The organism is Pseudomonas delhiensis (assembly GCF_900187975.1).
Lineage (GTDB): Bacteria > Pseudomonadota > Gammaproteobacteria > Pseudomonadales > Pseudomonadaceae > Pseudomonas > Pseudomonas delhiensis.
Window position 1 is genome coordinate 21,702 of sequence record NZ_FZPC01000038.1, and the last position, 24,973, is coordinate 46,674.

A 24,973-nucleotide genomic window follows, 5' to 3' on the forward strand; every position below is an offset into this window, starting at 1 on the left:
TCCACGGGGGAGGAATGCCCTCCCCGCAGGGAGGGCCGGATTGGCGGATGACTCAGTGGCGGTCGCCCTGGAGCCTGGCGAACAGGCCGGCCGGCATCGGCTTGCCGTGGGCCTCGAAGACGCTCTTCAGGTGCTGGTAGGCCTCGGCCTCGGAGATTAAGCCGTCGTGGTCGGCGTCGATCCTGTCGAAGTCGCCGGCGCGGTCCCTGGCCACGGCCAGGAACTCGTCGCGCGAGACCTTGCCGTCGTGGTCGCTGTCGGTACGCGAGAAGGAGGCGTCGCCGCACTTGCCCTCCCCGCACTTGCCTTCGGCCTGGGTCGCCTTGGCCTTGCCGGCGCCGCACTTGCCTTCGCCACACTTGCCCTCCCCGGCCTTTTCGGCGGCGGCGAGCTGGTAGCCCTGGGGCAGCGCCTCGACGGCGAAGGCCGAGGTGGCGAGGTTGGCGCCGCCCACCAGGGCGATGGCGAGCAGGCCGATGCGGGTCTTGGTCTGGATCGGGTTACGGGACATGGGTGTTTCTCCGATGCTGGGCGCTTGGCGCGCGGGTCTGGGTTCTGGTCGAACCCGGACGAGCGGGGGGCCGGCTTTCGAAGCCCGCCGGGTCTCTCGTCCGGGTGTGGCCATTTGGCCCGCGCCATGTATCGGCGACGTATCGGAGGGTGGCCGGGTTTGTATGCGTGCCTCGTGCAGGGGCTGGCGGGATACATTGGGATACAGCGCCAGGATGCCCAATGGCTCATGCGGCCGTAGGCCATCGCGGACGGAGTCCGCTCAGTTACCCACCCGTAGGAGCGGACCTTGTCCGCGATAGCCGGAGGTTCAGGTGCGATTCGCGGATGAGATCCGCTCCTGCACTGCCCCACCACGCCGTGCCCATGTAGGAGCGCGCCCTGCGCGCGATTTCGCGGGCAGGGCCCTACAGGTTTTCATGAGGTACCTGGCCCTACGGCGCCTCAGAAGTTGTAGCTCAGCGAAGCCGTCACGTTGCGCGACGGGCCGTAGAAGCCGGAACCCCCGCTGTACAGGCTCATCAGGTACTTGCGGTCGGTGACGTTGTTCAGGTTCAGCGACGTGCTCCAGTGCTTGTCGATGTCGTAGCTGGCCATCAGGTCCACCAGGGCGTAGGCGTTCTGCCGCACGCGGCTGTCGTCGTCGAGCTGGATGGCGCTCTGCCAGGCCACGCGGGTGCCGACCTTGGCCCGGGGCAGGCCCGGCAGTTGGTAGGTCAGGCTGCTGCGCAGGCTGTGGCTGGGCACGTACTGGCGCGCCTTGTGGCCGTCCGGGTCCTCGATGTGCACGTAGGTGTAGCCGCCCTGCAGTTGCAGGCCGGGGGCCAGTTGGCCGCTGGCTTCCAGTTCCACGCCATGGCTCTTGAAGTCCTCGCCGTTGTAGATGGTCTCGCCGCCGGGCAGGCTCTGGTCGGTGGCTTCGGCGACGTTGCGCTGGTCGGTCTTGAACAGCGCAGCCGACAGACTCAGCTGGTCGTCGAGCAGGCTGCCCTTGATGCCGGCCTCGTAGCTCTTGCCTTCCAGCGGGTCGAGCACCTTGCCCTGGGCATCCATGACGTACTGCGGGTTGAAGATCCTGGTGTAGCTGGCGTACAGCGAGTACCGCTCGTTCAGGTCGTAGACCACGCCGGTGTAGGGCGTCACCTCGCCATGGATGTGCACGTCGCGGGCGCTGCCGTAGTCGGTGCCGTCGCTGTCGACGCTGAGCATGCGCGCGCCGAGGATCCAGTGCAGCCGGTCGCCGAGGTTCAGGCGGGTGCCGGCGTAGACGCTCTTCTGCCGGTCGGTGAAGCGCGCCATCTCGATGGTGTCGTTGGTGTAGCTCAGGCTCGGCCTGGGTACGGCGCCACTCAGGGTCTGGCCCAGGTCGGCGTCCATGAACTCGTCTTCGTTGTTGTAGTAGCCACGGTCGCTGTGCCGCGAGCGGCCGTAGTCCACGCCCAGGGTCAGGTCGTGCTGGCGCCCGCCGAGGCTGAACGGGCCGCTCAGCTGGGCCTCGCCCAGCAGCTGCTTCTCGCCGGAATGGCTGTGGCTGGGGTCGGCCAGCCAGGGCGTGTCGGCGTCGTTGGCCATCAGGTAATACATGTTCGCCTGCTGGCTCTGGTCCACGCCGGTGACGTTGAGCTTGCCCTTCCAGCCGGCGCCGAAGTCGTGGGCCAGTTCGACGAAGGCGCGCTGGGTGTGCACGTCCCAGTAGGTCCAGTCCTGGCCGATGTTGGCGCCGCGGCGGCTGTAGTGGATCAGGTTGCCGGCGTAGTCGGTCAGCGGCAGCGCGCCCCAACTGCTGCCGTTGGAATTGCTCTTGTTGTCCGAGAAGCCGACGGTGAGGGTGTCCGCCGCCGAGAGGTCGAAGGCCAGCATGCCGCTGAGCACGTTCTTCTCGTGGGAGTAGCGGTCCAGGTAGGAATTGCCGGTTTCGTTGGCGTAGATGAAGCGGCCGCGCACGGTGCCCGAGTCGGTCAGCGGGCCGGCGGCGTCGAGGTCGACGCGGCGGGTGCCCCAGGAACCCACCGAGAGCTTCACCTGGGCCTGCGGCGTGTAGGTCGGGCGCTTGCGGATGAAGTTGACGGTGGCCGAGGGGTTGCCGGTGCCGCTCATCAGGCCGTTGGCGCCGTGGAGGATGTCCACCTGCTCGTACTCGGCCAGGTCCAGGTCGCCGCTGAGCAGGCCGGCGCTGAACGGCGAGCCGATGCCGTCGTACTCGAAGTTGTTGATGTCGAAGCCGCGGGAGGTGAAGTTGGTGCGGTCGGTCTCGTACTGCTCGACCGTCACCGAGGGCGCGCTGCGCAGCGCGTCCTTCACGCTGTTCATGTTGAAGTCGTCCAGTTGCTGGCGCGACAGCGTGGTGACGCCCTGGGGCGTTTCCCGCGGCGTCAGGCCCAGGCGCGTGGTGCTGCTGTCGCTCAGTTGCTGGTAGCCGCCCGGGGTGCCGGCAGCGCCGGCGCTCGCCTGGATCACCGTCTCGGGCATGGCCAGGGTGTCGCGGCCCTTGCCGAGCACGGTTTCGGCCGGCATCTGCAGCGCGGTGCCGGAATCCTCCAGCGCGTAGATGCCCGCGCCGCGCCGCACCGGTTGCAGACCGCTGCCGCGCAGCAGGCGCTGGAAGCCTTCGTCGACCCTGTAGCGGCCCTTCAGGCCCGGGCTGCTACGCCCGGCCAGCTTCGCCGGGTCGAACACCAGTTGCACCCCGGCGCGCGCGGCGAAACGGGCCAGCACGTCGCTCAGCGCGCCGGCGCCGATGGCGTAGTCGCGCGCGTCCTCTGCGGCCATGGCCACGGACGGGGCCAGGGCCAGGCCGGCGCAACCCAGGGCCGCGCCATGGATCGCCGCCGCCAGGGCCAGGTGGGTGATTCGACCGGTGCCGGAATGCCGTCGGTGCTTCGAAGCCATGCTCATTGCCATCCTTCAAGCCGCGCGTCGCGCGGGCTGCCCACCCCTCCCCACGAGGCGTGTTCAGCCTCTTTCCCGGACGAGACGGAAAAAGTGCTCAGGGGGACGTGAAATTGTTTCGCTAGCGGGCGGAAACCGTCACCCAGTAGCGGCTCAGGCGCGACACCCGCACCGGCAGCGTCAGCTCCAGGGCGTTGAGCGCCTGGTCGGTGTCCGCCACCGACAGCGCGCCGGAGACACGCACCCCGGCCACCTCCGGGTCGCAACGCAGCAAGCCGTGGCGATAGCGCCCCAGCTCCGCCAGCACCTCCACCAGCGGCTGGTCGCGGGCCACCAGCATGCCCTGCTCCCAGAGCGCGGCGCTGTCGTCCACCGCCGCGGTGCGCAGCACGCCGCGGGCGTCGAACCAGGCCTGCTGGCCGGCGGCCAGGCGCAGCACGGCGCCGGCATGCGGGCGAATCTCCACCTGGTGCGCGAACACCGCCACCTGGCACTGCTCGCCCAGCTGGCGCACGCTGAAACGCGTGCCCAGCGCCTCGACCACGCCCTGCCGGGCGTCGACCAGGAACGGTCGGCGCGGCGCCACGGGGTCGGCGTGGGTGGTCACCAGCACCTCGCCATTGCGCAGGCGCAGGCGGCGCGCCGTGGCGTCGAAACGAACGTCCAGCCCCGATGCCGTGTTGAGCACCACCTGGCTGCCGTCGGCCAGCGTCAGCGCCCTGCGTTCGCCGGTGCCGGTGCTGGCATCGGCCAGCCAGCCGTCCCAGGGGGCGCTGCGCGCCACCAGCCAGCCGGCCGGCGCGGCCATCAGCAGCGCGCCCAGCAGGCGCAGCGCGCGGCGCCGGCTCAGGCCCTTGAGCCCCTCCAGGCCATGCAGCGCCTGGCGGCCCAGTTCCGTGGGCACCGCGTCGAAGGTGCCGAACACCCGCTCGGCGCGCGCCCAGGCCTCGCGGTGCGCGTCGCTCTGCCCGCGCCAACGCTCGAAGGCCTGCCACTGCGCCTCGCCGGGGGCGTCGAAGCGCAGCGTCATGATCCACTCGGCCGCCTCTTCCAGCAGCCTGGCCGCGGGTGCGCCCCGGGCATCCCCGCGGCTCATGGGTCGCAGGCCGCCATGCAGGCCACCAGCGCCTTGTGGATGTGCCGGCGCACGGTGATCAGCGCCATGCCGGTGCGCTCGGCGATCTGCCGCAGGGTGAGTTCGTGGAACTGCGCCAGCAGGAACACCTCCCGCGTCTGGCTCGGCAGCCCGTCCAGCATCGCGTCGATGCGCAGCAGCGACTCGACGATCAGCCAGTGGGTTTCCGGCGCCGGCACCTGCGCCTCGGGCAGGTGCGCGATGGCCTCGCGGTAGGCGCGCTCCACGTCCTGGCGGCGCCACAGGTCGATGACCAGGCCCTTGGCCACCTGCACCAGGTAGCGCCGCGAATCGTCCGGCGGCGGCGTGCGCCCGGAGGTGAGGATGCGCAGGTAGGTGTCATGGGCGATGTCCGCCGCATCCGGGGCATTGCCCAGGCGCTGGCGCAACCAGCCGAACAGCCAGCCGTGATGGTCGCCGTAGAGGCGCTCCAGCGTGGCTGCCGGCGAAGCGTGGGACGAAGCGGGAAACATGCGCGGGCATCCTTGGCGGGACCGCCGGAAAGGCGAGAATGAGAAAGCGTCTCATTTTATTTCAACGCGACAGGTTTCCACAATGCGCGGCAACGCCCTGCCCCGGCACCGGGCTCAGCCCGGGCTGGCGATGGCCAGGACCAGCTGCATGTCGCTCAGCCCGGAGCGCGGATGCGCCTGCCGGCAGCGGCCAGGAGCATGGCGATCAGCAATGGGCTTGCGCGTTTCAAGGTGGGGGGTTCCGGCAGCGGGCAACCGCTCCTTTTACCCTGCCCTGGCGTTGGCGGCCATAGGCGCCCCCGGATTCTCCTGGCCTCACGCTGATCGACAGCACGGGCGCGGGGCGGGCAGGCTTTGATGCCATGTTGCGAAAACGAATGGAGGGTTTATGAGCAAAGCCGCCACCAGTGTCGCCAGCCAGGTCCGCAAGCTTGCCAAGGCTCACGAGGTCACCGCAGAGCGCGACGAAATGAGCCGCATGGCGATGACCATCACCCGTCTGGCCGGCGACGTGGTCGAACTGGACAGCGTTGAGCAGTTGCTCGTCAACCTGAAGAAGAAAGGCATTCTGAGCAAGACGGAAACGCTTGCACTCCAGGGGCGCTACCTCCAGGAAAAGAGGTGCTCGAAAAAGAAACTCAGTGCATGAGTTTCGATCCTTAGCCTGCTGGTGGCGGGGCGCAGGCTCACCGGGTTCTCCTGGCGCGAGGAAATCCTCGCCGGCGTGGCGAAGAAGATGCCCTACAACGCCGAAGAGGAAATGAAGCGGCGCGGCGCGCGCTACGAAAAGGCCCTGCTGCCGTTCGTGCCCAGGGTGGTGGTGGATGGCCGCCTGGTGACCGGCCAGAACCCGCAGTCGGCGAAAGCGACGGCGCTGCGGCTGGCCGAGCTGCTGCGCTAGGCGGCCGGCGCCGGCCTAGCCGCCCGGGCGCACGGCCAGCACGCTGCCCTCGACGTGCTCGATCAGGTGTTCGGTGGTGCTGCCGATCAGCCGGTCCACGGCCCGGCGGTGGATGCGGCCCATCACGGTCACGTCGATGGCGTTCTGCTCGACGAAGTTGGCGATGCCGCGCACCGCCGTGCCCATCAGGAAGTGGCGGCGCTCCTCGGGGACGCCGTACCGGTCCGCCAGGGCGAGGAAGGGCTTGTGCAGCGCGCCGCGCATCTCTTCGACCAGGTCGACCCAGGCCACGCCGCCCTCGCCGCCATTGGCCATGTAGGCCGGCATGCAGTCGTAGATGAACAGCAGGTGCAGCTCCGCGTTGCATTGCAGGGCCAGGCCATTGGCGGCCGAGATGACCCTGTCGTTGATGTCGCTGAGCTGGGTCTGCGGGTCGGACGGGTCGACCGCCGCGACTATCCGGCGCGGCAGGGGCTGGCGGATGTCGTTGACCAGCAGCAGCGGCGCCGGGCACTCCCGCAGCAGGTGCCAGTCCAGGGGGGTGACGAAGGAACGCTTGAGCGCCGGCTCGTGGCGCACGTCCTTGATCACCATGTCCGGCTGCAGCTCGCGGATGTCCTGGAGCATCTCCTCGCGCAGGTTGTCCGCCGCCACCACCGAGGCCGTGACCTCCAGCCCCCGCCCCCGCTGGGCCGCGCATTCGTTTTCCCAGGCTTGGCGCTGGGCCTGCAGCATGCTTTCGCGTGCCTGCTCCATGACCTTGCGGTCCAGCAGGAAGGTCGCGAAGGGCTGCACGTAGACGAGCACGTGAAGGGCCGCGTCGCAGGCCGATGCCAGGGCGAGCGCGCGCTGCAGGCCGGGAGAATGATGTTGCTCGGGGTGGGTCACGAACAGGAGCTTGCGTAGCTGACTCATATCGCACCTCGTGATTGTCCGGCCGCGCGCCGGAAGGCAGGGGCAACCGCTTCCGGCTCGATGGAAGCGCCACCAACGAGTTTCCGGCGCCCGGCAGGCGCAGGATTTGCGTTGGATCAAATTCGTCCATCGTCCGACGCGGGATGGTGGATGCCATGGCAGCCCCAGCCCATGGGCCCTGCCCCACTATTGCCCGGAGGCCCCATGGCGAACCCGAACGATGCGCAACGCCTGACCCTGTACGACGCCCGGGAGCTGGATGCGGTGCTCCTGGAAATGGCGCGCAGGGCCGCCCCGCTGCTGCCCCCGGGCGACAGCGCCCTGGTCGGCATCCTGCGGCGTGGCGAACCCCTGGCGCGGCGGCTGCAGGAACACCTGGTGCAGCACTGCGGGCACGCGCCGCTGCCCGTCCACGCCCTGAAGGTGAAACGCTACGCCGACGACCTGAGCCTGCTGCACCCGGAGACGGCGCTCACGGAAAACCCGCAACTGGCCGGCATGGACCTCGGCCACACCACGCTGCTGGTCGTGGACGACGTGCTCTACGAGGGGCACTCGCTACTGCGCGCCTGCGCGTACCTTGCGCAACTCGGCGCGCGCCACGTCCTGGCCGGCGTGCTGGTCGACCGCTGCGTGAGCCGCCAGCCGGTGCATGCCGACGTGGTGGGGGTGCATCTGCAGGTGGCGCCGGACGACATCGTCGAATGCAACGTGCCGCCCTACGAGGCGGAGCTGCGCATCGACGTGCTCCGCCATGGCCGGCGCCGCACCTGACGGACGCTAGGCTCCGCCCGCCTCCCGCTGCCAGGCCCGCTGCAGCAGGTCCACCACCTCGGCGTCGCTGGTCTGGGAGAAGTCCAGGTACCAGCGGCCGATGGCGCTGAACGGCTCCGGGGTGAACGGGCAGACCACCTCGTCGACCTCCTCGCGCAGCTCCGCCAGCACCTCCGCCGGCGCCACGGGAACGGCGACGACCATGCCCGCGGGCGCCTGGCGGCGTACCGCCCGCACGGCGGACAGCATGGTGGCGCCCGTGGCCAGGCCGTCGTCGACCAATATCACCTGCCGGCCACGCAGTTGCGGCACGGGCCGCTGCCCGCGGTAGGCGCGCTCGCGCCTGTGCAGCTCGGCGCTTTCCCGGCGCTCCACCGCCTCCAGGGCACGCGCGTCGACGCCATATGTCCGCAGCACGTCCTCATTCAGCACCCGCACGCCGCCGCTGGCGATGGCGCCCATGGCCAGTTCCGGGTACGAAGGCACGCCGAGCTTGCGCACGATCAGTAGGTCCAGGGCCACATCCAGTTCATTGGCCACCTCATAGCCGACTGGCACGCCACCGCGCGGCAGGGCCAGCACTATCGCCCCGGCGTCGCCCCGGCGGGCCTGCAGCAGCCGCGCCAGGGCCCGGCCGGCATCGGCGCGGTCGACGAAGGGAAGTCTTGCGTCAGTCATGGCAGCCACCTGCCCGGAGGGCCTAGTCATCCTCTTCGCGCTCGCCCTCTTCGCGCAGGTTCTGGAACCCCACCAGGCGCGAGAGGTCGCGCAGGTTGTCGGCCAGCACGCCGAGCACCAGGTCGCCGACGTGGTACTGGCTCATCAGCCGGGCGGCGGTCAGGATGGATACGCTGGGCGCCGCGATGACGACGTCGCGGTTGCAGTATTCGCCGATGGCCATGGTGCGTCTCCTGTGCGGGCAAGCGGGCATTCGCTTGCCTTGCACCATGGGCGCGGCGCAACGGGCTCACCTTGATCTCGATCAGATTGGCGCCGCCCCCGGCCCCGCGCCCCGGCCAGCGGATGAACGGCCCGGTCAGCGCGCTGCGCCTTCCTGCTGCGCCTCCAGGCCGCTCATCCGGCACAGGCCCTGGCGGTCCAGCAGGCGCACTTCGCGGCCGTGGCACTCGATCAGGCCGCTCTGGACGAAACGGGTGAACAGGCGGCTGACCGTCTCCATGGTGAGGTCCAGGTAGTTGCCGATGTCGCCGCGGCTCATCGGCAGGGTGAAGCGCTCCTGCGACAGGCCGCGCTGGTGGTAGCGGGCCGACAGGCCGAGGAGGAAGCCGGCCAGGCGCTGTTCGGCGCGCTCGCGGCTGCAGCGGATGTGCGCATGCTCGCCCTGGATGCTCTGGCTGAGGATGTGCAGCAGCTGGTGGCGCAGGCCGGGGATGCGCCCGGACAGGTCCTCCAGCTGTTCCAGGCCGATGCTGCACACCATGGAGATTTCCAGCGCCACCGCATAGCCCGGGAAGCGTGGCGAACCGATGGCGTCCAGCCCCAGCATCTCGCCGGGCAGCACGAAGCCGGTCACCTGCTCGCCGCCGCCGGCATCGAGCAGGTAGCTCTTCAGCGCCCCGGAGCGCACGGCGAACACGTGCTGCATCGGCTCGTCGGCGCGGAACAGGTACTCGCCCTTCTGCAGCGGGCGGCTGCGCCGGACGATGCGGTCCAGCGCCTCGACTTCGCCGTCGCTGAGGCTGGCCGGCAGGCACAGGCGGCTCAGCGAGCACGCCTGGCAGTTGACCTGCGGGCGCGGCGTGGAGCGATGAGCGTCGGACATGGCAGCGCCTCCGACAGGAAGGGGATTTTCCCACTATAGCCGCTTCGCCATGCCGCGCTCCGCCCTTCGACGAAGGGGCGCGCCTGCCGCCAGGCGCGCCCGGGTGCATCAATCGCCGTTCTTCACCGGGATGACTTTCTCCGGATGGACCGCCTCGGCGCGCTTGGGCAGGTGCACCTGCAGCACGCCCCTGGAGAACTGCGCGTGGACCTTCTCGGGGTCGACCTCCCGGGGCAGCCGGAATACCCGCTCGAAACTGCCGTAGTGGCGCTCCGACAGGTGGTACTCCTTGCGCTGCTCGTCCTTCTCTTCCTTCTTCTCGCCCTTGATGACCAGGTTGCCGTTGGCCAGCTTGACCTCGATGTCCTTCTCATCCATGCCGGGCAGCTCGGCGCTGATGCGGTATTCCTCGGCCTGCTCGCTGACGTCCACCGCGGGCAGGCCGCGGGCGAAGGGCTCGCGCCGCCAGAACGGCTCCACGTCGAAGGCGCTGTGGCCGAAGGGCAGGCGCAGCGGCGCGCGGCCGAAGTCGTCGAACAGGCTGTCGATCTGCCGTCGCAGGGTGTCGAAGGGCCCGGCAGCGGGGGCTGGCGCCTTGGCGCCCTGGTTGGCGGACGGCGTGATGGGGACTTGCTTGGCGGGATCGGACATGGGGAATTCCTCCGCAAGATGAAAACGCCTCGGAAATGGGGCGAATCGATTCTGCGACTGCCGCGGGCGCTGTCCTTGATCCCGGTCAAAACGCCGGCCGGGGCCCCCGCGGCGCAGAACTTGATGGCGGTCAAGGCGGCACGGCCCGCGGCGCCTAGCCTGGACCGGGAAGCCACGCGTCATCGACCTCGGCAAGGGGGCGCGCAATGGAACGGGTAAGGCTACTGGAGGTGCTTTGCGTGCCGGGCACGGGGCAATGCCTGCGCCTGGCGCTCGAAGATGATGAAGGCGGCGCCGTCATTCCCGGCCAGTATTGCCTGCTGGGCGTCCATGGCGGGGCGCTGCAGCCGTACAGCTACATCAGCCTGCCGGAGCACTTCGGCCCCTTCATCGTCAGCGCCGGCCATCCCGGCCGGTTCGACGCCGCGGCTGGCTGGCTGGACTACCGGGGCCCGCTGGGCATCGGCTGGCCCCTGCCCCTGCGCGCCGGCCGGGTGCTGGTACTGGCCAGCGGCGGCGGCCTGCTGTCGGTGGCGGCGGCGATCGACGAACTGGCCTGCTGGATGCCCGGGCTGCACCTGGACCTGATCGCGGATGCGGCCAGCCTGGCGGGCCTGCCCGAGGAGTGCCGCCGCTGGCTGCACTCCCTGGGCCTGCTCGACGAGAAGGTCCACGGGGCCTGCCTGCTGGAGCGCCTGCACCGGCAGTTGCTGGAGCCGCTGCCCGACGTGGTGTTCTGCGCCACCGCCGACTTCCTCGGCCGCAGCGCGGCACAGGCCTGCGTGCGCAGCGGGGTACCGGCAACGCGCATCTGGCTGCGCAGTGAGCGCCTGCTGTCGCCGCCCCCCGGGCAGGCGCCCGCGGAAGGGCCGGTGGTCCGTTTCGACCGGCTGCCGGCCCCTCTGCGCCACCGTTCTTGATGCGCATCAAAGTGCCCCCGCCCACCCCGGCCCAGGCTCACACCACCCAGCCCGCGCCCGGCGCGCGGGCGCCGCTGCGGAGACTGCCATGAACGCCTATTCGCGCCTGCTCCTGATCTGCGACACCCACCTGCACTATTCCGCCGCCATGGCCCGCGCCCAGGCCCTGGCCGGCTCCGCCGGCGCCAGCCTGCACATGCTGATGCCGGAGAGCCTGGCGCCGGCCCTGAACACCCTCGACCACGAGCTGCAGCAACGCGCCCGACAGGCGATCCAGGCGCACCACCAGGGCTGGCTCGACGACCAGGTGGCGTTGCTGCGCGGCCGCGGCATCGAGGCCAGCGCCGAGGCGATCTGGAGCGACGACCCGCTGCAGGAGATCCTGCGCCTGGCGCGCGAGCGCGGTTTCGACCTGCTGGTCAAGGACGTGCACTACGAAACGGCCGTCAGCCGCGCGCTGATGACGCCGCTGGACTGGCAACTGCTGCGCCAGTGCCCGGTGCCGCTGCACCTGGTGAGCCACGCCGAGCATCCGCTGCCGCGCAAGGTGGCGGCGGCGCTGGACCTGTCCCAGGACGACACCCGGGTCGACGAGCTGAACGCGCGCATCGTCGAGTCGGCCCAGCAACTGGCGCGGCAATGCGATGCCGAGCTGCACCTGCTGCAGGCCTACGACCTGAGCAGCAGCTTCCTCGCCTATGCCGTGGGGCCGGTGGCCTGGACCAGCGAGATCCAGGAACAGATGAGCGGCCGCGCCACCGAGCGCATGCAGCGCCTGGGCGAGCGCTTCGGCATCGAGCAGAAGTGCCTGCACCTGATCAAGGGCGCGGCCAACCGGGTCATCGCCGAGTTCGCCGACGACTACCGGATCGACGTCGTGGTCATGGGCACCCTCTACCACGCCGGGCTGGCGAAGATCGTCGGCAGCACCACCGAGCAGGCGCTGTACCAGGTGCATTCCAGCATCCTCGCGATACGCCCCTGAACACCAGGCGCATGGCCGCCCCGCGTGGGCGGCCGAGCGGGCCCTGGGCGCACTGGCCGCGGGCCCGCTGGCACGCTCAGTCGGCCCGGCGCTGCGCCTGGCGTTTCTCGGCGTCGCGGCGTTGCGCCTCGGCCAGCACGTGGGGCGCGACGATGCGCTGCTGCAGGCGTGCCAGGTAATCCCGGGCCTGCTCCGCGCCCTGGAAGGGCACGCGGACCTTGTCCAGCTGGACGTAGCAGCGCCCGTCGCTGGTGCACAGCAATTGGATGCGCATGGCTGCCTCCCCGCCTCAGGTCGCCGGCTGCAGTTGCAGGGTGTGGACCGTCTGCGTCGGGTCGTCCGGGTCCTGGTGGCTGCTGAAGCCGAGGAAGCGCACCAGCTCGTGCATCGGGGCGTTGGCCGCCGAATCGATCGAGTACATCTGCGTCATGCCGTTGCGCCGGGCGGTCTCGATCAGGTGACGCATCAGCGCCGCCGCCAGGCCGCGGTGCCGCCAATCGTCGGCCACCGTCACCGCGCACTCGCACTGGCCGGCGTTGGCGCCCCGGGCGTAGCGGCTGACGCCCACCTCCGCCAGCTCGCCATCCTGGTGCACCAGGGCGACGTAGGCGACGCTGTCGTGGAAGTCCACCGCCATCAACTGGTCGAGCAGCGCCGGGCTGACCTCGCGCATGCTGCAGAGGAAGCGGAAGTGCCGCGCTTCCGGCGACAGCCGGGCGATGAAGTCCGCCTCGCGCTGGCGGTCCTCCGCGCGCAACGGCCGGATCAGCACGTGGCTGCCGTCGGGCAGGGCCTCCACCCAGTGCTCGTCGGTGGCTTGGGTGGGCTGTGAAGGCTGGGCGATGGGCATGGAAACCTCCTGGCGTGGCGCCGGCATGGGAAGGAACCGCCGGGTCACTTGTACGCCGCGGGGCGAACGGAAGTTTGACCCCGATCAAATCACACCGACGCCGCCGCCCCCGGCGGTCGAACGGTCCCCCCCTGCCCCACCTGCCGCCTGCCGCCTGAAGCCTGAAGCCTGAAGCCTGCGGAAAATGGATAGAACGCCCCCCGCCCTACGGACGAAACTAGCCCCGCGGCCAGGCAGCGGCACGCTGCCGGCGCACCCACCAGAACCCATGGACCATCCGAGGCTTGTATGAGCACCCCCGCCGAGCAACTGGAGCAACGGCTGAAGCAACAGAAAATCACCGAAGTCGAATGCGTGGTCAGCGACCTGACCGGCATCGCCCGCGGCAAGATTTCCCCCACCAACAAGTTCCTCGGCGAAGGGGGCATGCGGCTCCCGGAAAGTGTGTTGCTGCAGACCGTCACCGGCGATTTCGTCGATGACGACGTCTATTACGACCTGCTGGACGAAGCCGACATCGACATGGTCTGCAAACCCGACCCGAACGCCATCTTCCTGGTGCCCTGGGCGCTGGAACCGACCGCGATGGTCATCCACGACACCTTCGACAAGTACGGCAACCCCATCGAGCTGTCGCCGCGCAACGTGCTCAAGCGCGTCCTCGGGCTCTATGCGGACAAGGGCTGGAGCCCGGTGGTGGCGCCGGAGATGGAGTTCTACCTGACCAAGCGCAGCAGCGACCCGGACTTCCCCCTGGAGGCCCCGGTAGGCCGCTCGGGCCGCGCCGAGAGCGGCCGGCAGAGCTTCTCCATCGACGCCGCCAACGAATTCGACCCGCTGTTCGAGGACGTCTACGACTGGTGCGAGCTGCAGGGCCTGGACCTGGACACGCTGATCCACGAGGACGGCCCGGCGCAGATGGAGATCAACTTCCGCCACGGCGACGCGCTGAGCCTGGCCGACCAGATCACCGTGTTCAAGCGCACCATGCGCGAGGCCGCGCTCAAGCACGACGTGAGCGCCACCTTCATGGCCAAGCCGATCACCGACGAGCCGGGCAGCGCCATGCACATCCACCAGAGCGTGCTGGACATCGCCACCGGCAGGAACATCTTCGCCAACGAGGACGGCTCCATGAGCGAGCTGTTCCGGCACTTCATCGGCGGCCTGCAGAAGTACATCCCCAAGGTGCTGCCGATGTTCGCGCCGAACGTGAACTCCTTCCGCCGCTTCCTGCCGGACACCTCCGCGCCGGTGAACGTCGAGTGGGGCGAAGAGAACCGCACCGTGGGCCTGCGCGTGCCGGCCGCCCCGCCCGCGGCCATGCGCGTGGAGAACCGCCTGCCCGGCGCCGATGCCAACCCCTACCTGGCGCTGGCCGCCAGCCTGCTCTGCGGCTACCTGGGCATGCTCGAGCGGCTCGAGCCCAGCGCCCCGGTGCAGGGGCGCGCCTACGAGCGCCGCAACCTGCGCCTGCCGATCACCATCGAGGACGCCCTGGCGCAGATGGAAGACTGCGAGGTGCTCGGCGAATACCTGGGCCGCAAGTTCGTCCAGGGCTACGTCGCGGTGAAACGCACCGAGCACGAGAACTACAAGCGCGTGATCAGCTCCTGGGAGCGCGAGTTCCTGCTGCTGAGCGTCTGATCCGCCCTTCACGTCGATCACAACAACAATTCAGGAGCCGTCATGAGACTGCTGCGCTACCTTGCGCCCTTCGCCCTGGCCACGCTGGCCGCGGGCGCCCACGCCGAACCGACCGTCAGCGTCTACAACTGGACCGACTACATCGCCCCCGACACCCTCGGCGGCTTCCAGAAGGCCACCGGCATCAAGCCGGTCTACGACGTCTTCGACTCCAACGAGACCCTGGAAGGCAAGCTGCTGGCCGGCCGTTCCGGCTACGACGTGGTGGTGCCCTCCAACCACTTCCTCACCCGCCAGGTGCAGGCCGGGGTGTTCCTGGAGCTGGACCGCAGCAAGCTGCCGAACTGGCAGCACCTGGACCCGAAACTGCTCAAGCTGCTGGAGCAGAACGACCCGGGCAACAAGCACTCGGTGCCCTACCTGTGGGGCACCAACGGCATCGGCTACAACGTCGCCAAGGTCAAGCAGGTGCTGGGCGTCGACCGCATCGACTCCTGGTCGGCGCTGTTCGAGCCGGAGAACATCAGGAAGCTCAGCACGTGCGGCGTCGCCTTCATGGACTCGCCCGACGAGATGATCCCCTCGGTGCTCAACTACCTGGGCCTGGACCCCAACAGCACCAACCCGGCGGACTATCCCAAGGCCGAGGCCAAGCTGGTGGCGGTGCGCCCCTACGTCACCTACTTCCATTCCTCGAAGTACATCTCGGACCTGGCCAACGGCAACATCTGCGTGGCCTTCGGCTACTCCGGCGACGTATTCCAGGCCGCGGCGCGGGCCAAGGAAGCCGGGAACGGCATCGAGATCGCCTACGCCATTCCCAAGGAAGGCGCCAACCTGTGGTTCGACCTGATGGCCATTCCCTCGGACGCGACCCACCCCGAACAGGCCCTGGCGTTCATCAACTACATCCTCGACCCGAAGGTGATCGCCGGCATCAGCGAGTACGTCGGCTACCCGAGCGCCAACGGCGACGCCAAGGCGCTGCTGCCTGCCCGGATGCAGAACGACCCCGAGGTCTACCCGAGCCAGGAAGTGCTCGACAAGCTGTACATCGCCAAGGCGCCGCCGCCCAGGATCATGCGCCTGATGACCCGCAGCTGGAGCAAGATCAAGTTCAACCAATGAAGCGAGAGCGAGCCATGCGCCACACCGACGAGCAGGTCGCGTCCTACTATGCCGCGACCGCCCGGGACAAACAGCCGTACCCCTCGCTGGAAGGGGACGTCCGCGCGGACGTCTGCGTCGTCGGCGGCGGGCTCACCGGCGTCAACACCGCCCTGGAGCTGGCCCAGCGCGGCCACTCCGTGGTGCTGCTGGAGGCCCGGCGCATCGGCTGGGGCGCCAGCGGGCGCAACGGCGGCCAGCTGATCCGCGGCATCGGCCACGACGTCAGCGGCTTCGCCAGGTACGTCGGTGATGAAGGGGTGCGCTACCTGGAGCGGGCCGGGATCGACTCGGTGGCCCTGGTCGCCGAGCGCATCCGCGACCTGAACATCGAATGCGACCTGCGCTGGGGCTTCTGCGAGCTGGCCAACACCCCGGCCCAGTTCGCCGCCATGGCCGAGGAGCAGCAAGCCCTGAACGCGTCCGGCTACCCGCACCAGACCCGCCTCGTCGAGGCGAGCCGCATCCACGAGGTGGTGGCCAGCGACCAGTACGCCGGCGGCCTGGTGGACATGGGCTCGGGGCACCTGCACCCGCTGGACCTGGTGCGCGCCGAGGCCCGCGCGGCAGCCGCCCTCGGCGCCAGGGTCTTCGAGCGCAGCCCCGCCCTGCGCATCGAGCATGGCAGGCAGGTGGTGGTGCACTGCGCACAAGGCCGGGTGCTGGCCGACAACCTGGTGCTCGGCTGCAATGCGCACCTCGACGACCTGGAACCGCGTCTGACCGGCAAGGTGCTGCCCGCCGGCAGCTACGTGGTGGCCAGCGAGCCGCTGCCCGAGGCGCTGGCGGCGCAGCTGATCCCGCAGAACATGGCGCTGTGCGACCAGAAGGTGGGGCTGGACTACTACCGCCTGACGGCCGACCGCCGCCTGCTGTTCGGCGGCGCCTGCCACTATTCCGGGCGCGACCCGAAGGACATCGGCGCCTACATGCGGCCGAAGGTGCTCAAGGTGTTCCCGCAGCTGGCGGACGTGAGGCTCGACTACCAGTGGGGCGGCATGATCGGCATCACCGCCAACCGCTTCCCCCAGGTCGGGCGGCTCAAGGCACAGCCGAACGTGTTCTTCGCCCAGGGCTACTCCGGCCACGGGCTGAACGTCACGCACTGGTCGGCGAAGCTGCTGGCGGAAGCCATCCACACCGGCCACAGCCAGGGCCTGGACCTGTTCAGCGCGGTGCCGCACCTGACCTTCCCCGGCGGCCAGCTGCTGCGCTCGCCGCTGCTGGCCCTGGGCATGGCCTGGTACCGGCTGCGCGAGATGCTGGGCTGAGGACGCGCCGAAATGCTCTTCGTAGGATGGGTTGAGCGAAGCGATACCCATCCTACGAAAAGCGCCCCGGCGCGGTGGGCAAGACAGCTGCTCCATGCTCCGTAGGGCGCATAACCGTTCGCGGTTATCCGCCGCAGGCCGAAACGCCGATACCCAGGGTTAACGGTACTAAGGCCGTGCCCCCTGCCGGACAGTGGCCCTGGGGTACTCGCCGAACAGCGCGTGGTAGGACTGGGAGAAGCGCCCCAGGTGCCAGAACGACCACTTCATGGCCACCTCGGCGACGCTCACGCCCGACTCGGCGGCGCCCAGCAGGTCGCGGCGGGCGGCGTTCAGGCGGCGGTTGCGCAGCCAGACGATGGGCGGCATGCCGGCGTAGCGCAGGAAGGATTGCTGCAGGGTGCGCGGCGAGACGCCCGCCTTCGCGGCCAGCTCGGCCATCGCGAAGTTCTCCTCGGGGCAGTCGTTCACCAGGTCCCGGACGCGCTGCACCACGCGCTTGGCCTGGACGATGGAGCGCGCGCGGTGCTCGTCGCCGGCCGGCGCCTCGCAGAGCAGGGAGAAGCAGTTGGCGACTATGGACTGCGCCACGCCGGGGGCGTCCACCGGCTGCGCCCCGGCGCCCGCGCCGGTGAGCATGCTGCTCAGCGAAGCCGCCAGCGCGCGGCAGCCGTCGGAGCGCAGGGGCGTCAGCACCAGGTCGGCGAAGTCGTCAAGCGCCTGGTCCCACTGCCCCGCCTGCTTGATCACCACCGCCACCTCGCGGTAGTTCTCCGGCGTGACCCAGGCGTTGCGCGTCTCGCCATCGAGCAGGTAGAGGCTGTTCTCCGACATGTCGAAGCTGAACACCAGCGCGCCGGGCGGCGCATGGAACTCCTGCTCCACGCGCAGGTTCATCTGCTCCTCGTAGAGCTCGATGCCCTCGACCTCGGCATGCAGGATGCGCCCGGCGAACCGCCCGGCGGACATCTGCGTGTACTGCTGCTCCCAACCCGGAATGGCTATCCGCTGCTGATCGACTTCCTGCGCTTCGACAACCCTGATCACCATACCCGGAGCCTGTGTTCTTCTTAGGCCGCGAAGGCTACCAATGGCCGCGAACGCGACGCAAGCGGCAACCCCGGCCGGCGGCCCGGGATGGCTTCCCTGCGGGTCCGCCGACGCCTCAGGGTTGCCGGGGCGCCGCCGGCAGCGCCGCGCCCAGGCGGTAGAACACCCCGCCGGCGACGACGAAGGCGCCCAGCATCACGAACATCCAGTGCGCCGGCAGGCTCGCCAGCACCCAGCCGCAGAGCACCGGCCCCAGGGCGCCGCCGAGGTTGGAGAGGTTCTGCGCGCCGTAGTACATGCCGCGCAGCCGCAGCGGGGCGATGCGGTCGATGAACATGTATTCGGCGGGGAACACGATGATCTCGCCCAGGGTGAACACAGCCATCGCCAGCACCCAGTGCAGCACGCTGGTGGACAGCGCGAAGCCGATCACCCCGGCCAGGAACAGCGCCAGCCCGGCCAGCAGCCAGGTCTCCAGGCGGCGCTCGTCGATGCGCCGGCCCAGCGGATATTGCAGGGCGATCACCACCAGGGCGTTGACCGCCACCACGCTGCTGATGACCTCGTAGGCCGCCTCGGCGCTGCGGGTGGTGACCAGGTACTGCGAGAGGTAGGCGGTGAACTGGCCGAACACCACCGCGCTGAGCACGCCGCCGAGGGTGAAGCAGACCAGGCGCCGGTCATCCAGCAGCACGCGGCCCAGGGCGAGGAAGGCCACCGGCGCCTGCCCGGTCGGGGCCGGGCGCTGGCTGCGCTCGCCATGGACCAGGTAGAGCAGCAGGAAGCCGCCGCCGAGCAGCGCGGAGACCACGAACGGCAGCTTCGGCGCCCAGTGGGCCAGCCCGGCGCCGAGGAAGGGGCCGACGGCATAGCCGATGTTGATGAAGGTGTAGCGGATGGAAAAGGCGCGGCCCTGTTCCTGCGCCGGCAGCAGGCGGCCGAAGCTCGCCTTCACCACCACGTCCACCGCCGAGTAGGCGAAGTTGAAGGCCACCAGGAAGCCGAAGAACAGCCAGAGGTCGGCGGCCAGGCACATGCCGACGAAGCCGGCGATGAAACACGCGGTATAGCCCAGGATGAGCCCGCGGCTGGAGAGGCGGTCGGTCAGGTAGCCGCCGTACAGGCTCAGCACGGAGCCGGCGATCAGCGCGCCGCCGACGATGACGCCGATGCGGGCGATCGGCAGGCCGAAGGTCGAGGACAGGTAGACCACCAGGAACGGCAGGCTGATGGCCCGCCCCAGGGTCAGGACGAAGGTGGCGCAGAACAGCAGGTTCACCGACCGCGGGTAACGCTTGAGTGCAGCGAGCATCCCTGTTCACTCGGCTGGGGAGGACAACCGCCTCAGCCTAGCACAGGGCGCCGGCGCCCCGTGCGTTCGGCCCGGCTCGGCGCCGGGCCGTGTGGCTCAGGCCTTGGTTGCCGCCAGGTAGGCGCCCAGGCGCCGGCCCATTTCCTCGCCGAGGGCCTGCAGGCCGCTCATGGGGCGGACCATGACTTCGAACTCGACGATGCGGCCCTGCTCGTCGAAGCGGATCATGTCGATGCCCTTGAGTTCGCGGCCGTTGACCTTGGCGCTGAACTCCAGCACCACGCTCAGGCCGTCGGCGGTGGCCAGCTCGCGGTGGTAGGTGAAGTCGGCGAAGACCTGCAGCACGGTGTTGAGGATGGTCGCCGCCACCTTCGCCCCCGGGTAGGGCGTGTGGGCCATGGGCGAGCGGAACACCACGTCCTCGGCCAGTAGCTCGGGCAGCGCGCCGAGGTCGCGCCGCTCGATCATGCGGTGCCAGTGCTGGAGGGAAGCGGCAGCCTGGGGGTGCAGTTGCAATTCGCTCATCATCGGTTCCTCTGTCTTCTTGTAGTGGAGAACCATCCGGCAGCGCCGGACGCCGTGGTCAGAGGAACCATAAGACCGGCCCCGGCGCGGCTCAATGATCGGAAATGACAGACCTATGACCCGGGCGCACAGCGCCTCAGTGGGTGACCGGCGTCACCAGGTAGCTCAGCAGCTGCTCGTCGTCGACCGGTTCGATGGGCCGCGCCGGCCGTGGCAGTTCGGCCAGCACCGCCTGCCAGAAGGCCCGGGCCGTTTCGTCCTGGCGGTAGAAGTGCACCAGCCAGGCGCCCTCCCCGCGGGTCAGCACCTGGGTCGCCACGGCGCGGCCGATGCCCTGGTGGCGGTACTTCTTCAGGATGAACAGGTCGGCCAGCTCCAGGGCGTCGATGCCCGGCAGTTCGCTGCGCTCGATGAGCACGAAGCCGGCGATGAAGCCGTCGACCAGCACCAGCTCGGCGCTCCACTGCGGCGCCTGCCAGTAGCGCGCCAGGTGTTCCTCGTGGATGTAGAAGCGGCCGTCGGCCTCGACGTCCTCCTGCTCCCAGTCCGAGGACTCGTAGGCATAGAACTGGTAGAGGTTGCGGACCAGCTCGCTGTGTTCGGGGCCGGTACGCACCAGCTCGACGGTGGCGGTGCTCATGGGCGGTGCTCGCGGATGGCGGTCATGGGAAAGCTCGGTATGGGGCGGCGGGCGCGCATTCTTCCCCAAAGCGCGCGCCGGTGCCAGCGCAAGGCACCGGACACGGGCCCCGCTTCCCCTCTAGACTAGGCGTTTTCCATCCGCCAGGAGGCGCCATGTCGCAAGCCAGCTACCAGTTCACCCCGGGCGCCGATCCCCAGGCCCGGGCCGTCGTGGAGGAAGGCCTGCGCGCCTACAACGTCGAGCAGATGGGCGAGGCCTACGGCTACGAGGGCTTCGAGCTGTACGCCCGCGACGCCGGGGGCCGGGTGGTGGGCGGGATGTTCGGGCATTCGGGGATGGGGTGGTTGTACGTGGACTACCTGTGGCTGGATGCGAGGCAGCGCGGTGCCGGGCTGGGTGCGCAGTTGCTGGCGCTGGCCGAGGAGCAAGCGCGGCGTCGCGGCTGCGTGGGGGTGTTCCTCTATACCTACAGCTTCCAGGCGCCGGAGTTCTATCGGAAGCAGGGGTTCGAGCCGATGGGGGTGCTGGAGGATTGCCCGCCGGGGCATCAGCGGTTTTATTTGAAGAAGCGGTTGGCAGAGACGTAGAACGGGGGCGGAGCGATAACCATCTCCGGGGTGGTGCTCGTCCGGAGTTCTGGTGTGTTGGTTCGAGGCCGCCCCTCTCCCCAGCCCTCTCCCTTCAGGGAGAGGGCTGGGGAGAGGGCGCTCTTCGGGGCAAAACACCATGCCAGTTCCGGAAACTCCATTCGCGAGCAAGCTCGCTCCTACAAATGCGCCGAACCCCTCAACCACCGACAAACTCCCGCCCCTCCACCCCCTCGAACACCCCCAGCAAATCCAGCACCGTGCTCTCCAGGTAATCCCCCGCCCGGTACGCAGGCTTCACCCCGTCCCACCCCGCGACCACCGCCTGCGGCCGTTCGACGAAGCGCCCTACCAGCTCGAACCCGGCGTCCAGCACCGCCACCACCGGGATGGCGATGCGCTCCAGGCCCAGGCGCTGCCGCAGGTCGTCCTCGGCGCGGCCCTTGGAGATCACCGCCAGGTCGATGCGCGGCTGCCGGCGGCACAGCCAGTCCAGCGCGGTGACGTTGAGCTGGCAGTCCGGGCACCACACCTCGCCGGCCACCAGCAGGTGGTAGCGGCCCTGCACCGCGGCCAGGCGTTCGCCGGTGGCCGCGCCGATCAGGCCCGGTTCGTCGAGCCTGCGCTGCACCACCCGCACCGCGGCGATCTCCGCCGGCAGGCCGTGGGCGACGAAGGCGTCGAAGTTTTCGCCGATGGCGAAGAGTTCCTGGTAGCTGGCCATGGCGGGCCCCTCGTTGATGGTCGACCGGGGCATCCCAGCAGAAATGGCCGGCGGCGGCAATCTCACTGTTTCAGCGGGGTCAGCACCGGGGCCTGCTCGTCCAGCAGCATCCACACCAGCAGCCTGGCCGGCTGCGTGGCGCTGGCGTTGCGCGAGACCAGGTGCGGCGTGTTGGCCGCCTCGTACCAGGACTGGCCGGCCTTGTAGGTCACCGGCGCCTGGCCCTGCAGCTGCGACACCACCGCGCCCTCCAGCACGTAGGCGAACACCGCGCCGGCATGCACGTGGGGCCCCGACGCCTCGCCGGGCTTGTAGCCGACCTCGATCAGCAGGCCCTTCTTGCCGGGGGCGTCGGGCAGCGCGTGTTCCTGCAGGGTGGCGATCTTCTCGTGGCCGCCGGCAAGGGCCAGCGCGGGCAGCGCCAGCACCAGGGCCAGGCAGGCGAGCGGCAGGTGGCGGGGGTTGCGGATGGACATGGGACGGCTCCTCGGGCCACGGGCCCCTTGGGTTGTGCCCCCAAGCTACCCCGGCCCCGGGGCCGGCCCAAGGGCCAATCGCGGCGAAGTTCGCCAGTCCACTGCCCTGCCCTAGCCGATGAACAGCCGGTACGCCGGGTTCTCGCTCTCGTCCCAGTAGCGGTAGCCGATGGCGTCCAGCACCGCGCCCAGCTCGCCACGCTCGTGCTCGGGCACCTGCAGGCCGGCCAGCACGCGGCCGTCGGCGGCGCCGTGGTTGCGGTAGTGGAACAGGCTGATGTTCCAGCGCCCGCCGAGCTTGCTGAGGAAGTTGAACAGCGCCCCCGGCCGCTCGGGGAACTCGAAGCGGAACAGCCGCTCCTGCTCCACCTGCGGCGCGCGGCCACCGACCATGTGGCGGATGTGCAGCTTGGCGGCCTCGTTGTCGGTCAGGTCCAGCACCGGGAAGCCCTGCTCGCGCAGGCGCTCCACCAGGGCCGGGCGCGGGTCGTTCTGCGGGTGGGTCTGGATGCCGACGAAGATCTGCGCTTCCTCGCTGCGGTCGTAGCGGTAGTTGAACTCGGTGATCTGGCGCTTGCCCACCGCCTCGCAGAAGGCCTTGAAGCTGCCCGGGCGCTCGGGGATGGTCACCGCCAGGATGGCCTCGCGGCGCTCGCCCAACTCGGCGCGCTCGGCCACGTGGCGCAGGCGGTCGAAGTTGATGTTGGCGCCGGAATCGATGGCCACCAGGGTCTGCCCCGCCGCGTCGTCGCGCTCGACGTAGCGCTTGATCCCGGCCACCGCCAGGGCGCCGGCGGGTTCGGTGATGGAACGGGTGTCGTCGTAGATGTCCTTGATCGCCGCGCAGATTTCGTCGCTGCTGACGGTGATCACCTCGTCCACGTAATGGCGGCACACCTCGAAGTTGTGCGCGCCTATCTGCGCCACCGCCACGCCGTCGGCGAAGATGCCCACCTGCGGCAGCACCACGCGCTCGCCGGCCACCAGGGCGGCCTGCAGGCAGTTGGAGTCGTCCGGCTCGACGCCGATGACCTTCACCTCCGGGCGCAGGTACTTCACGTAGGCGGCGATGCCGGCGATCAGGCTGCCGCCGCCCACCGGCACGAAGATGGCGTCCAGGCGCCCCGGGTGCTGGCGGAGGATTTCCATGGCCACGGTGCCCTGGCCGGCGATCACGTCCGGGTCGTCGTAGGGCGGCACGAAGGTATAGCCGTGGGCCTCGGCCAGTTGCAGGGCGTGGGCCAGGGCCTCGGGGAAGGCGTCGCCGTGCAATACCACCTCGCCGCCGCGGGACAGCACGCCCTGGACCTTCAGTTCGGGGGTGGTGCGCGGCATGACGATGGTCGCGCTCACGCCCAGTTCCTTCGCCGCCAGCGCCAGGCCCTGGGCGTGGTTGCCGGCCGAGGCGGCGATCACCCCGCGCGCCCGCTCCGCCGCGCTCAGCTGCGCCAGCTTGTTGTAGGCGCCGCGCAGCTTGAAGGAGAACACCGGCTGCAGGTCCTCGCGCTTGAGCAGCACCTGGCAGCCCAGGCGCTCGGAGAGCTGCCGCGCGCCCTGCAGCGGGGTTTCGATGGCCACGTCGTAGACCGGCGCAGCGAGGATCCTGCGCACGTATTCCTTGAGCAGCGCGTCCTGGCTCATGCCCGCGCCTCCCGGGTTCGGCCGCCGGCCGGCAGGCCGTCGAGCAGGTCGGCGCCGTAGGAATTGTCGACCGCGCAGCGCCACTGGCCGTCGGCCTCGCGGCGGAACACGTAGGTGGCCTTGCGCGCCTGCACCTGCGGGCCCTCGTCGGTCTCGCCGGCCACCAGGGTGCGCGCCAGCACCAGCGCGGTGTCGCCCGCCTCCAGCACCTCCATGGCGGCCTGGCGTACCTGCAGGCTGCCGTGGAAGTACTGGTCGATGGTCTCGAAGGCGCGGCGGATCTGCGCCTTGCCGCAGACGCTCAGGCCCGGACGCAGCACCAGGGTGGCGTCGTCGGTGTAGAAGTCCATGAGGGGCTCGAACTGCCGGGCGTTGATCAGTCGATCCGCCTGTTCGATGGCCTGGGTCACACGGTGGGGGCTCATTGCCTGTCTCCTGCTGGGCTCTTTTTTCAGCGCCCTGGAGACAGTCATGAAAAACCCGCCTCTAGGGCGGGTTCGGTGGACGTCGGCTAACCCGCCAATTGCGTAATGGCGGTAATAATGATTCGGCCGAGGTTCAGGGATGTGCGGGTCATTGCGGCCAACTTAGGCGAAGCCGGGGGCGGCCGTCAAGCGCCGGTCGCAGCGACGGGCCAGCGGCGTCGCCGGGGCTAGCGCGGCCGGGTGGGCGATCAGACGTCTGACAGACAGGGCTGCGTCAATTTCAACCGTGTCGGGAACGGTCGCGATCTTCTGCGGTCTTTCGGGGATAGTACCGGAAAACGGCCTGGACGAAATCAGATTGCCAGCGTCGCTGCGCCATAGTCAGATTTACGACGCTGAATTGGAGCGAAATGCATCGCTCGCCGGATATCGCCATAAGTTTGACGAACCGGCGACTGGCAGGCTCTCCAGGCCCAACCATACTGTCGATACCGCTAAACGCAGGGATCGCCCAGACACGAACAGGGAGAAGTCCTTCGTGCAGAACTTCCTTCATCACTACCGAAACGCCTACCGCAAGCTGCGCAACCTGCATTGCAACGGCCTCACCGCCATGCACCGGGCCTTCCGCTACGCGGCCTTCGGCAGCACCGGGCGCTTCGTCAACGGCTACACGCAGATGCGCATCCACCTCAGCCGCTGAGCAGGCGGGCACCCGC

At 69.5% G+C, this 24,973-nt stretch carries 28 protein-coding genes and 1 pseudogene; 10 read left to right on the forward strand and 19 right to left on the reverse strand.

Annotated elements, in window-relative coordinates:
* Positions 1-52: 52 nt before the first annotated feature.
* From CHC02_RS26270 to CHC02_RS26285, 4 genes are all read right to left on the reverse strand, one after another.
* Entirely contained in the window at positions 53-511 is a 459-nt protein-coding gene (locus CHC02_RS26270) for an HvfA family oxazolone/thioamide-modified RiPP metallophore (protein WP_089394331.1), read from the reverse strand.
* A gap of 443 nt (positions 512-954) precedes the next feature.
* A complete protein-coding gene (locus CHC02_RS26275) occupies positions 955-3,399 on the reverse strand; it encodes a TonB-dependent siderophore receptor (RefSeq protein ID WP_089394365.1) in 2,445 nt (814 codons plus the stop codon).
* A gap of 121 nt (positions 3,400-3,520) precedes the next feature.
* A complete protein-coding gene (locus CHC02_RS26280) occupies positions 3,521-4,495 on the reverse strand; it encodes a FecR domain-containing protein (RefSeq protein WP_089394332.1) in 975 nt (324 codons plus the stop codon).
* A complete protein-coding gene (locus CHC02_RS26285) occupies positions 4,492-5,007 on the reverse strand; it encodes a sigma-70 family RNA polymerase sigma factor (protein ID WP_089394333.1) in 516 nt (171 codons plus the stop codon). The genes CHC02_RS26280 and CHC02_RS26285 overlap by 4 nt, the downstream gene beginning before the upstream one ends.
* A gap of 388 nt (positions 5,008-5,395) precedes the next feature.
* On the opposite strand from CHC02_RS26285, the gene CHC02_RS26290 reads away from it, so the two are divergent.
* Positions 5,396-5,656 carry a hypothetical protein gene (locus CHC02_RS26290; RefSeq protein WP_089394334.1) on the forward strand — a complete coding sequence of 87 codons (261 nt, stop codon included), beginning with the start codon at positions 5,396-5,398 and terminating at the stop codon, positions 5,654-5,656.
* Between the two features lie 15 nt (positions 5,657-5,671).
* Positions 5,672-5,908: pseudogene (locus CHC02_RS26295) on the forward strand (type 1 glutamine amidotransferase domain-containing protein); the annotation flags it as partial.
* Between the two features lie 15 nt (positions 5,909-5,923).
* Here the strand turns inward: CHC02_RS26295 and CHC02_RS26300 are convergent.
* On the reverse strand, positions 5,924-6,823 hold the full coding sequence (locus tag CHC02_RS26300; protein ID WP_089394335.1) for a universal stress protein: 900 nt from the start codon (positions 6,821-6,823) through the stop codon (positions 5,924-5,926).
* A 204-nt stretch (positions 6,824-7,027) separates the two neighbouring features.
* On the opposite strand from CHC02_RS26300, the gene CHC02_RS26305 reads away from it, so the two are divergent.
* Positions 7,028-7,597 carry a phosphoribosyltransferase family protein gene (locus CHC02_RS26305; protein ID WP_089394336.1) on the forward strand — a complete coding sequence of 190 codons (570 nt, stop codon included), beginning with the start codon at positions 7,028-7,030 and terminating at the stop codon, positions 7,595-7,597.
* Between the two features lie 6 nt (positions 7,598-7,603).
* On the opposite strand, the gene CHC02_RS26310 is transcribed toward CHC02_RS26305, so the two are convergent.
* The 4 genes from CHC02_RS26310 to CHC02_RS26325 all read right to left on the reverse strand — a co-directional run bounded on the left by CHC02_RS26310 (position 7,604) and on the right by CHC02_RS26325 (position 10,031).
* Positions 7,604-8,275 (reverse strand): phosphoribosyltransferase, encoded by a 672-nt coding sequence (locus CHC02_RS26310; protein ID WP_089394337.1) that lies wholly within the window; start codon positions 8,273-8,275, stop codon positions 7,604-7,606.
* A 22-nt stretch (positions 8,276-8,297) separates the two neighbouring features.
* Positions 8,298-8,498, reverse strand: coding sequence for a CBS domain-containing protein (locus CHC02_RS26315; RefSeq protein WP_089394338.1), 201 nt, complete (start codon positions 8,496-8,498; stop codon positions 8,298-8,300).
* A gap of 135 nt (positions 8,499-8,633) precedes the next feature.
* On the reverse strand, positions 8,634-9,380 hold the full coding sequence (gene fnr, locus CHC02_RS26320) for a fumarate/nitrate reduction transcriptional regulator Fnr (protein WP_089394339.1): 747 nt from the start codon (positions 9,378-9,380) through the stop codon (positions 8,634-8,636).
* Positions 9,381-9,488: 108 nt separating this feature from the next.
* Positions 9,489-10,031, reverse strand: a complete 543-nt coding sequence (locus tag CHC02_RS26325; RefSeq protein WP_089394340.1) for an Hsp20/alpha crystallin family protein — start codon at positions 10,029-10,031, stop codon at positions 9,489-9,491.
* Between the two features lie 206 nt (positions 10,032-10,237).
* Here CHC02_RS26325 and CHC02_RS26330 point away from each other — a divergent pair, with 206 nt between their 5' ends.
* A complete protein-coding gene (locus CHC02_RS26330) occupies positions 10,238-10,951 on the forward strand; it encodes a ferredoxin reductase domain-containing protein (protein ID WP_139210263.1) in 714 nt (237 codons plus the stop codon).
* A gap of 88 nt (positions 10,952-11,039) precedes the next feature.
* A complete protein-coding gene (locus CHC02_RS26335) occupies positions 11,040-11,936 on the forward strand; it encodes a universal stress protein (RefSeq protein ID WP_089394342.1) in 897 nt (298 codons plus the stop codon).
* Between the two features lie 76 nt (positions 11,937-12,012).
* Here the strand turns inward: CHC02_RS26335 and CHC02_RS26340 are convergent, their stop codons facing one another.
* The gene (locus CHC02_RS26340) at positions 12,013-12,210 is read right to left on the reverse strand and encodes a hypothetical protein (RefSeq protein WP_089394343.1); all 198 of its coding nucleotides are present in this window, start codon (positions 12,208-12,210) and stop codon (positions 12,013-12,015) included.
* 15 nt (positions 12,211-12,225) lie between these two features.
* Positions 12,226-12,786, reverse strand: a complete 561-nt coding sequence (locus CHC02_RS26345; protein ID WP_089394344.1) for a GNAT family N-acetyltransferase — start codon at positions 12,784-12,786, stop codon at positions 12,226-12,228.
* Between the two features lie 288 nt (positions 12,787-13,074).
* Here CHC02_RS26345 and CHC02_RS26350 point away from each other — a divergent pair, with 288 nt between their 5' ends.
* The 3 genes from CHC02_RS26350 to CHC02_RS26360 are packed head-to-tail and all read left to right on the forward strand — an operon-like array spanning position 13,075 to position 16,871.
* The gene (locus CHC02_RS26350; RefSeq protein ID WP_089394345.1) at positions 13,075-14,433 is read left to right on the forward strand and encodes a glutamine synthetase family protein; all 1,359 of its coding nucleotides are present in this window, start codon (positions 13,075-13,077) and stop codon (positions 14,431-14,433) included.
* 42 nt (positions 14,434-14,475) lie between these two features.
* A complete protein-coding gene (locus CHC02_RS26355) occupies positions 14,476-15,561 on the forward strand; it encodes a polyamine ABC transporter substrate-binding protein (protein WP_089394346.1) in 1,086 nt (361 codons plus the stop codon).
* 14 nt (positions 15,562-15,575) lie between these two features.
* Positions 15,576-16,871 carry an NAD(P)/FAD-dependent oxidoreductase gene (locus CHC02_RS26360; protein ID WP_089394347.1) on the forward strand — a complete coding sequence of 432 codons (1,296 nt, stop codon included), beginning with the start codon at positions 15,576-15,578 and terminating at the stop codon, positions 16,869-16,871.
* Between the two features lie 168 nt (positions 16,872-17,039).
* Here the strand turns inward: CHC02_RS26360 and CHC02_RS26365 are convergent, their stop codons facing one another.
* The 4 genes from CHC02_RS26365 to CHC02_RS26380 form a co-directional block, all read right to left on the reverse strand.
* Positions 17,040-17,921 carry a helix-turn-helix domain-containing protein gene (locus CHC02_RS26365; protein ID WP_089394348.1) on the reverse strand — a complete coding sequence of 294 codons (882 nt, stop codon included), beginning with the start codon at positions 17,919-17,921 and terminating at the stop codon, positions 17,040-17,042.
* 115 nt (positions 17,922-18,036) lie between these two features.
* Positions 18,037-19,233: an MFS transporter gene (locus CHC02_RS26370; RefSeq protein ID WP_089394349.1), complete on the reverse strand. Its 1,197-nt coding sequence runs from the start codon at positions 19,231-19,233 to the stop codon at positions 18,037-18,039.
* Between the two features lie 96 nt (positions 19,234-19,329).
* Positions 19,330-19,758 (reverse strand): nuclear transport factor 2 family protein, encoded by a 429-nt coding sequence (locus tag CHC02_RS26375; RefSeq protein ID WP_089394350.1) that lies wholly within the window; start codon positions 19,756-19,758, stop codon positions 19,330-19,332.
* A gap of 136 nt (positions 19,759-19,894) precedes the next feature.
* The gene (locus tag CHC02_RS26380) at positions 19,895-20,398 is read right to left on the reverse strand and encodes a GNAT family N-acetyltransferase (protein ID WP_089394351.1); all 504 of its coding nucleotides are present in this window, start codon (positions 20,396-20,398) and stop codon (positions 19,895-19,897) included.
* A gap of 155 nt (positions 20,399-20,553) precedes the next feature.
* On the opposite strand from CHC02_RS26380, the gene CHC02_RS26385 reads away from it, so the two are divergent.
* Positions 20,554-20,988: a GNAT family N-acetyltransferase gene (locus tag CHC02_RS26385; RefSeq protein WP_089394352.1), complete on the forward strand. Its 435-nt coding sequence runs from the start codon at positions 20,554-20,556 to the stop codon at positions 20,986-20,988.
* Positions 20,989-21,187: 199 nt separating this feature from the next.
* Here CHC02_RS26385 and CHC02_RS26390 read toward each other — a convergent pair whose 3' ends face one another.
* The 4 genes from CHC02_RS26390 to CHC02_RS26405 form a co-directional block, all read right to left on the reverse strand.
* Positions 21,188-21,712, reverse strand: coding sequence for a thioredoxin family protein (locus tag CHC02_RS26390; RefSeq protein WP_089394353.1), 525 nt, complete (start codon positions 21,710-21,712; stop codon positions 21,188-21,190).
* Between the two features lie 62 nt (positions 21,713-21,774).
* Positions 21,775-22,188 carry a cupin domain-containing protein gene (locus tag CHC02_RS26395; protein ID WP_089394354.1) on the reverse strand — a complete coding sequence of 138 codons (414 nt, stop codon included), beginning with the start codon at positions 22,186-22,188 and terminating at the stop codon, positions 21,775-21,777.
* 111 nt (positions 22,189-22,299) lie between these two features.
* Positions 22,300-23,814 (reverse strand): threonine ammonia-lyase, biosynthetic, encoded by a 1,515-nt coding sequence (gene ilvA, locus CHC02_RS26400; protein ID WP_167364871.1) that lies wholly within the window; start codon positions 23,812-23,814, stop codon positions 22,300-22,302.
* An 11-nt stretch (positions 23,815-23,825) separates the two neighbouring features.
* Positions 23,826-24,254, reverse strand: coding sequence for a YybH family protein (locus tag CHC02_RS26405; RefSeq protein WP_089394356.1), 429 nt, complete (start codon positions 24,252-24,254; stop codon positions 23,826-23,828).
* A gap of 538 nt (positions 24,255-24,792) precedes the next feature.
* On the opposite strand from CHC02_RS26405, the gene CHC02_RS30310 reads away from it, so the two are divergent.
* On the forward strand, positions 24,793-24,957 hold the full coding sequence (locus tag CHC02_RS30310; RefSeq protein ID WP_158546406.1) for a hypothetical protein: 165 nt from the start codon (positions 24,793-24,795) through the stop codon (positions 24,955-24,957).
* The last annotated feature ends 16 nt before the right edge of the window (positions 24,958-24,973 follow it).

Excerpts from the sequence above, each read along its gene's own strand:
- CHC02_RS26270 (WP_089394331.1), bottom strand. The coding sequence starts at position 511 with ATGTCCCGTAACCCGATCCAGACCAAGACCCGCATCGGCCTGCTCGCC.
- CHC02_RS26275 (WP_089394365.1), bottom strand. The coding sequence starts at position 3,399 with ATGGCTTCGAAGCACCGACGGCATTCCGGCACCGGTCGAATCACCCAC.
- CHC02_RS26280 (WP_089394332.1), bottom strand. The coding sequence starts at position 4,495 with ATGAGCCGCGGGGATGCCCGGGGCGCACCCGCGGCCAGGCTGCTGGAA.
- CHC02_RS26285 (WP_089394333.1), bottom strand. The coding sequence starts at position 5,007 with ATGTTTCCCGCTTCGTCCCACGCTTCGCCGGCAGCCACGCTGGAGCGC.
- CHC02_RS26290 (WP_089394334.1), top strand. The coding sequence starts at position 5,396 with ATGAGCAAAGCCGCCACCAGTGTCGCCAGCCAGGTCCGCAAGCTTGCC.
- CHC02_RS26300 (WP_089394335.1), bottom strand. The coding sequence starts at position 6,823 with ATGAGTCAGCTACGCAAGCTCCTGTTCGTGACCCACCCCGAGCAACAT.
- CHC02_RS26305 (WP_089394336.1), top strand. The coding sequence starts at position 7,028 with ATGGCGAACCCGAACGATGCGCAACGCCTGACCCTGTACGACGCCCGG.
- CHC02_RS26310 (WP_089394337.1), bottom strand. The coding sequence starts at position 8,275 with ATGACTGACGCAAGACTTCCCTTCGTCGACCGCGCCGATGCCGGCCGG.
- CHC02_RS26315 (WP_089394338.1), bottom strand. The coding sequence starts at position 8,498 with ATGGCCATCGGCGAATACTGCAACCGCGACGTCGTCATCGCGGCGCCC.
- fnr (WP_089394339.1), bottom strand. The coding sequence starts at position 9,380 with ATGTCCGACGCTCATCGCTCCACGCCGCGCCCGCAGGTCAACTGCCAG.
- CHC02_RS26325 (WP_089394340.1), bottom strand. The coding sequence starts at position 10,031 with ATGTCCGATCCCGCCAAGCAAGTCCCCATCACGCCGTCCGCCAACCAG.
- CHC02_RS26330 (WP_139210263.1), top strand. The coding sequence starts at position 10,238 with ATGGAACGGGTAAGGCTACTGGAGGTGCTTTGCGTGCCGGGCACGGGG.
- CHC02_RS26335 (WP_089394342.1), top strand. The coding sequence starts at position 11,040 with ATGAACGCCTATTCGCGCCTGCTCCTGATCTGCGACACCCACCTGCAC.
- CHC02_RS26340 (WP_089394343.1), bottom strand. The coding sequence starts at position 12,210 with ATGCGCATCCAATTGCTGTGCACCAGCGACGGGCGCTGCTACGTCCAG.
- CHC02_RS26345 (WP_089394344.1), bottom strand. The coding sequence starts at position 12,786 with ATGCCCATCGCCCAGCCTTCACAGCCCACCCAAGCCACCGACGAGCAC.
- CHC02_RS26350 (WP_089394345.1), top strand. The coding sequence starts at position 13,075 with ATGAGCACCCCCGCCGAGCAACTGGAGCAACGGCTGAAGCAACAGAAA.
- CHC02_RS26355 (WP_089394346.1), top strand. The coding sequence starts at position 14,476 with ATGAGACTGCTGCGCTACCTTGCGCCCTTCGCCCTGGCCACGCTGGCC.
- CHC02_RS26360 (WP_089394347.1), top strand. The coding sequence starts at position 15,576 with ATGCGCCACACCGACGAGCAGGTCGCGTCCTACTATGCCGCGACCGCC.
- CHC02_RS26365 (WP_089394348.1), bottom strand. The coding sequence starts at position 17,921 with ATGGTGATCAGGGTTGTCGAAGCGCAGGAAGTCGATCAGCAGCGGATA.
- CHC02_RS26370 (WP_089394349.1), bottom strand. The coding sequence starts at position 19,233 with ATGCTCGCTGCACTCAAGCGTTACCCGCGGTCGGTGAACCTGCTGTTC.
- CHC02_RS26375 (WP_089394350.1), bottom strand. The coding sequence starts at position 19,758 with ATGAGCGAATTGCAACTGCACCCCCAGGCTGCCGCTTCCCTCCAGCAC.
- CHC02_RS26380 (WP_089394351.1), bottom strand. The coding sequence starts at position 20,398 with ATGAGCACCGCCACCGTCGAGCTGGTGCGTACCGGCCCCGAACACAGC.
- CHC02_RS26385 (WP_089394352.1), top strand. The coding sequence starts at position 20,554 with ATGTCGCAAGCCAGCTACCAGTTCACCCCGGGCGCCGATCCCCAGGCC.
- CHC02_RS26390 (WP_089394353.1), bottom strand. The coding sequence starts at position 21,712 with ATGGCCAGCTACCAGGAACTCTTCGCCATCGGCGAAAACTTCGACGCC.
- CHC02_RS26395 (WP_089394354.1), bottom strand. The coding sequence starts at position 22,188 with ATGTCCATCCGCAACCCCCGCCACCTGCCGCTCGCCTGCCTGGCCCTG.
- CHC02_RS26405 (WP_089394356.1), bottom strand. The coding sequence starts at position 24,254 with ATGAGCCCCCACCGTGTGACCCAGGCCATCGAACAGGCGGATCGACTG.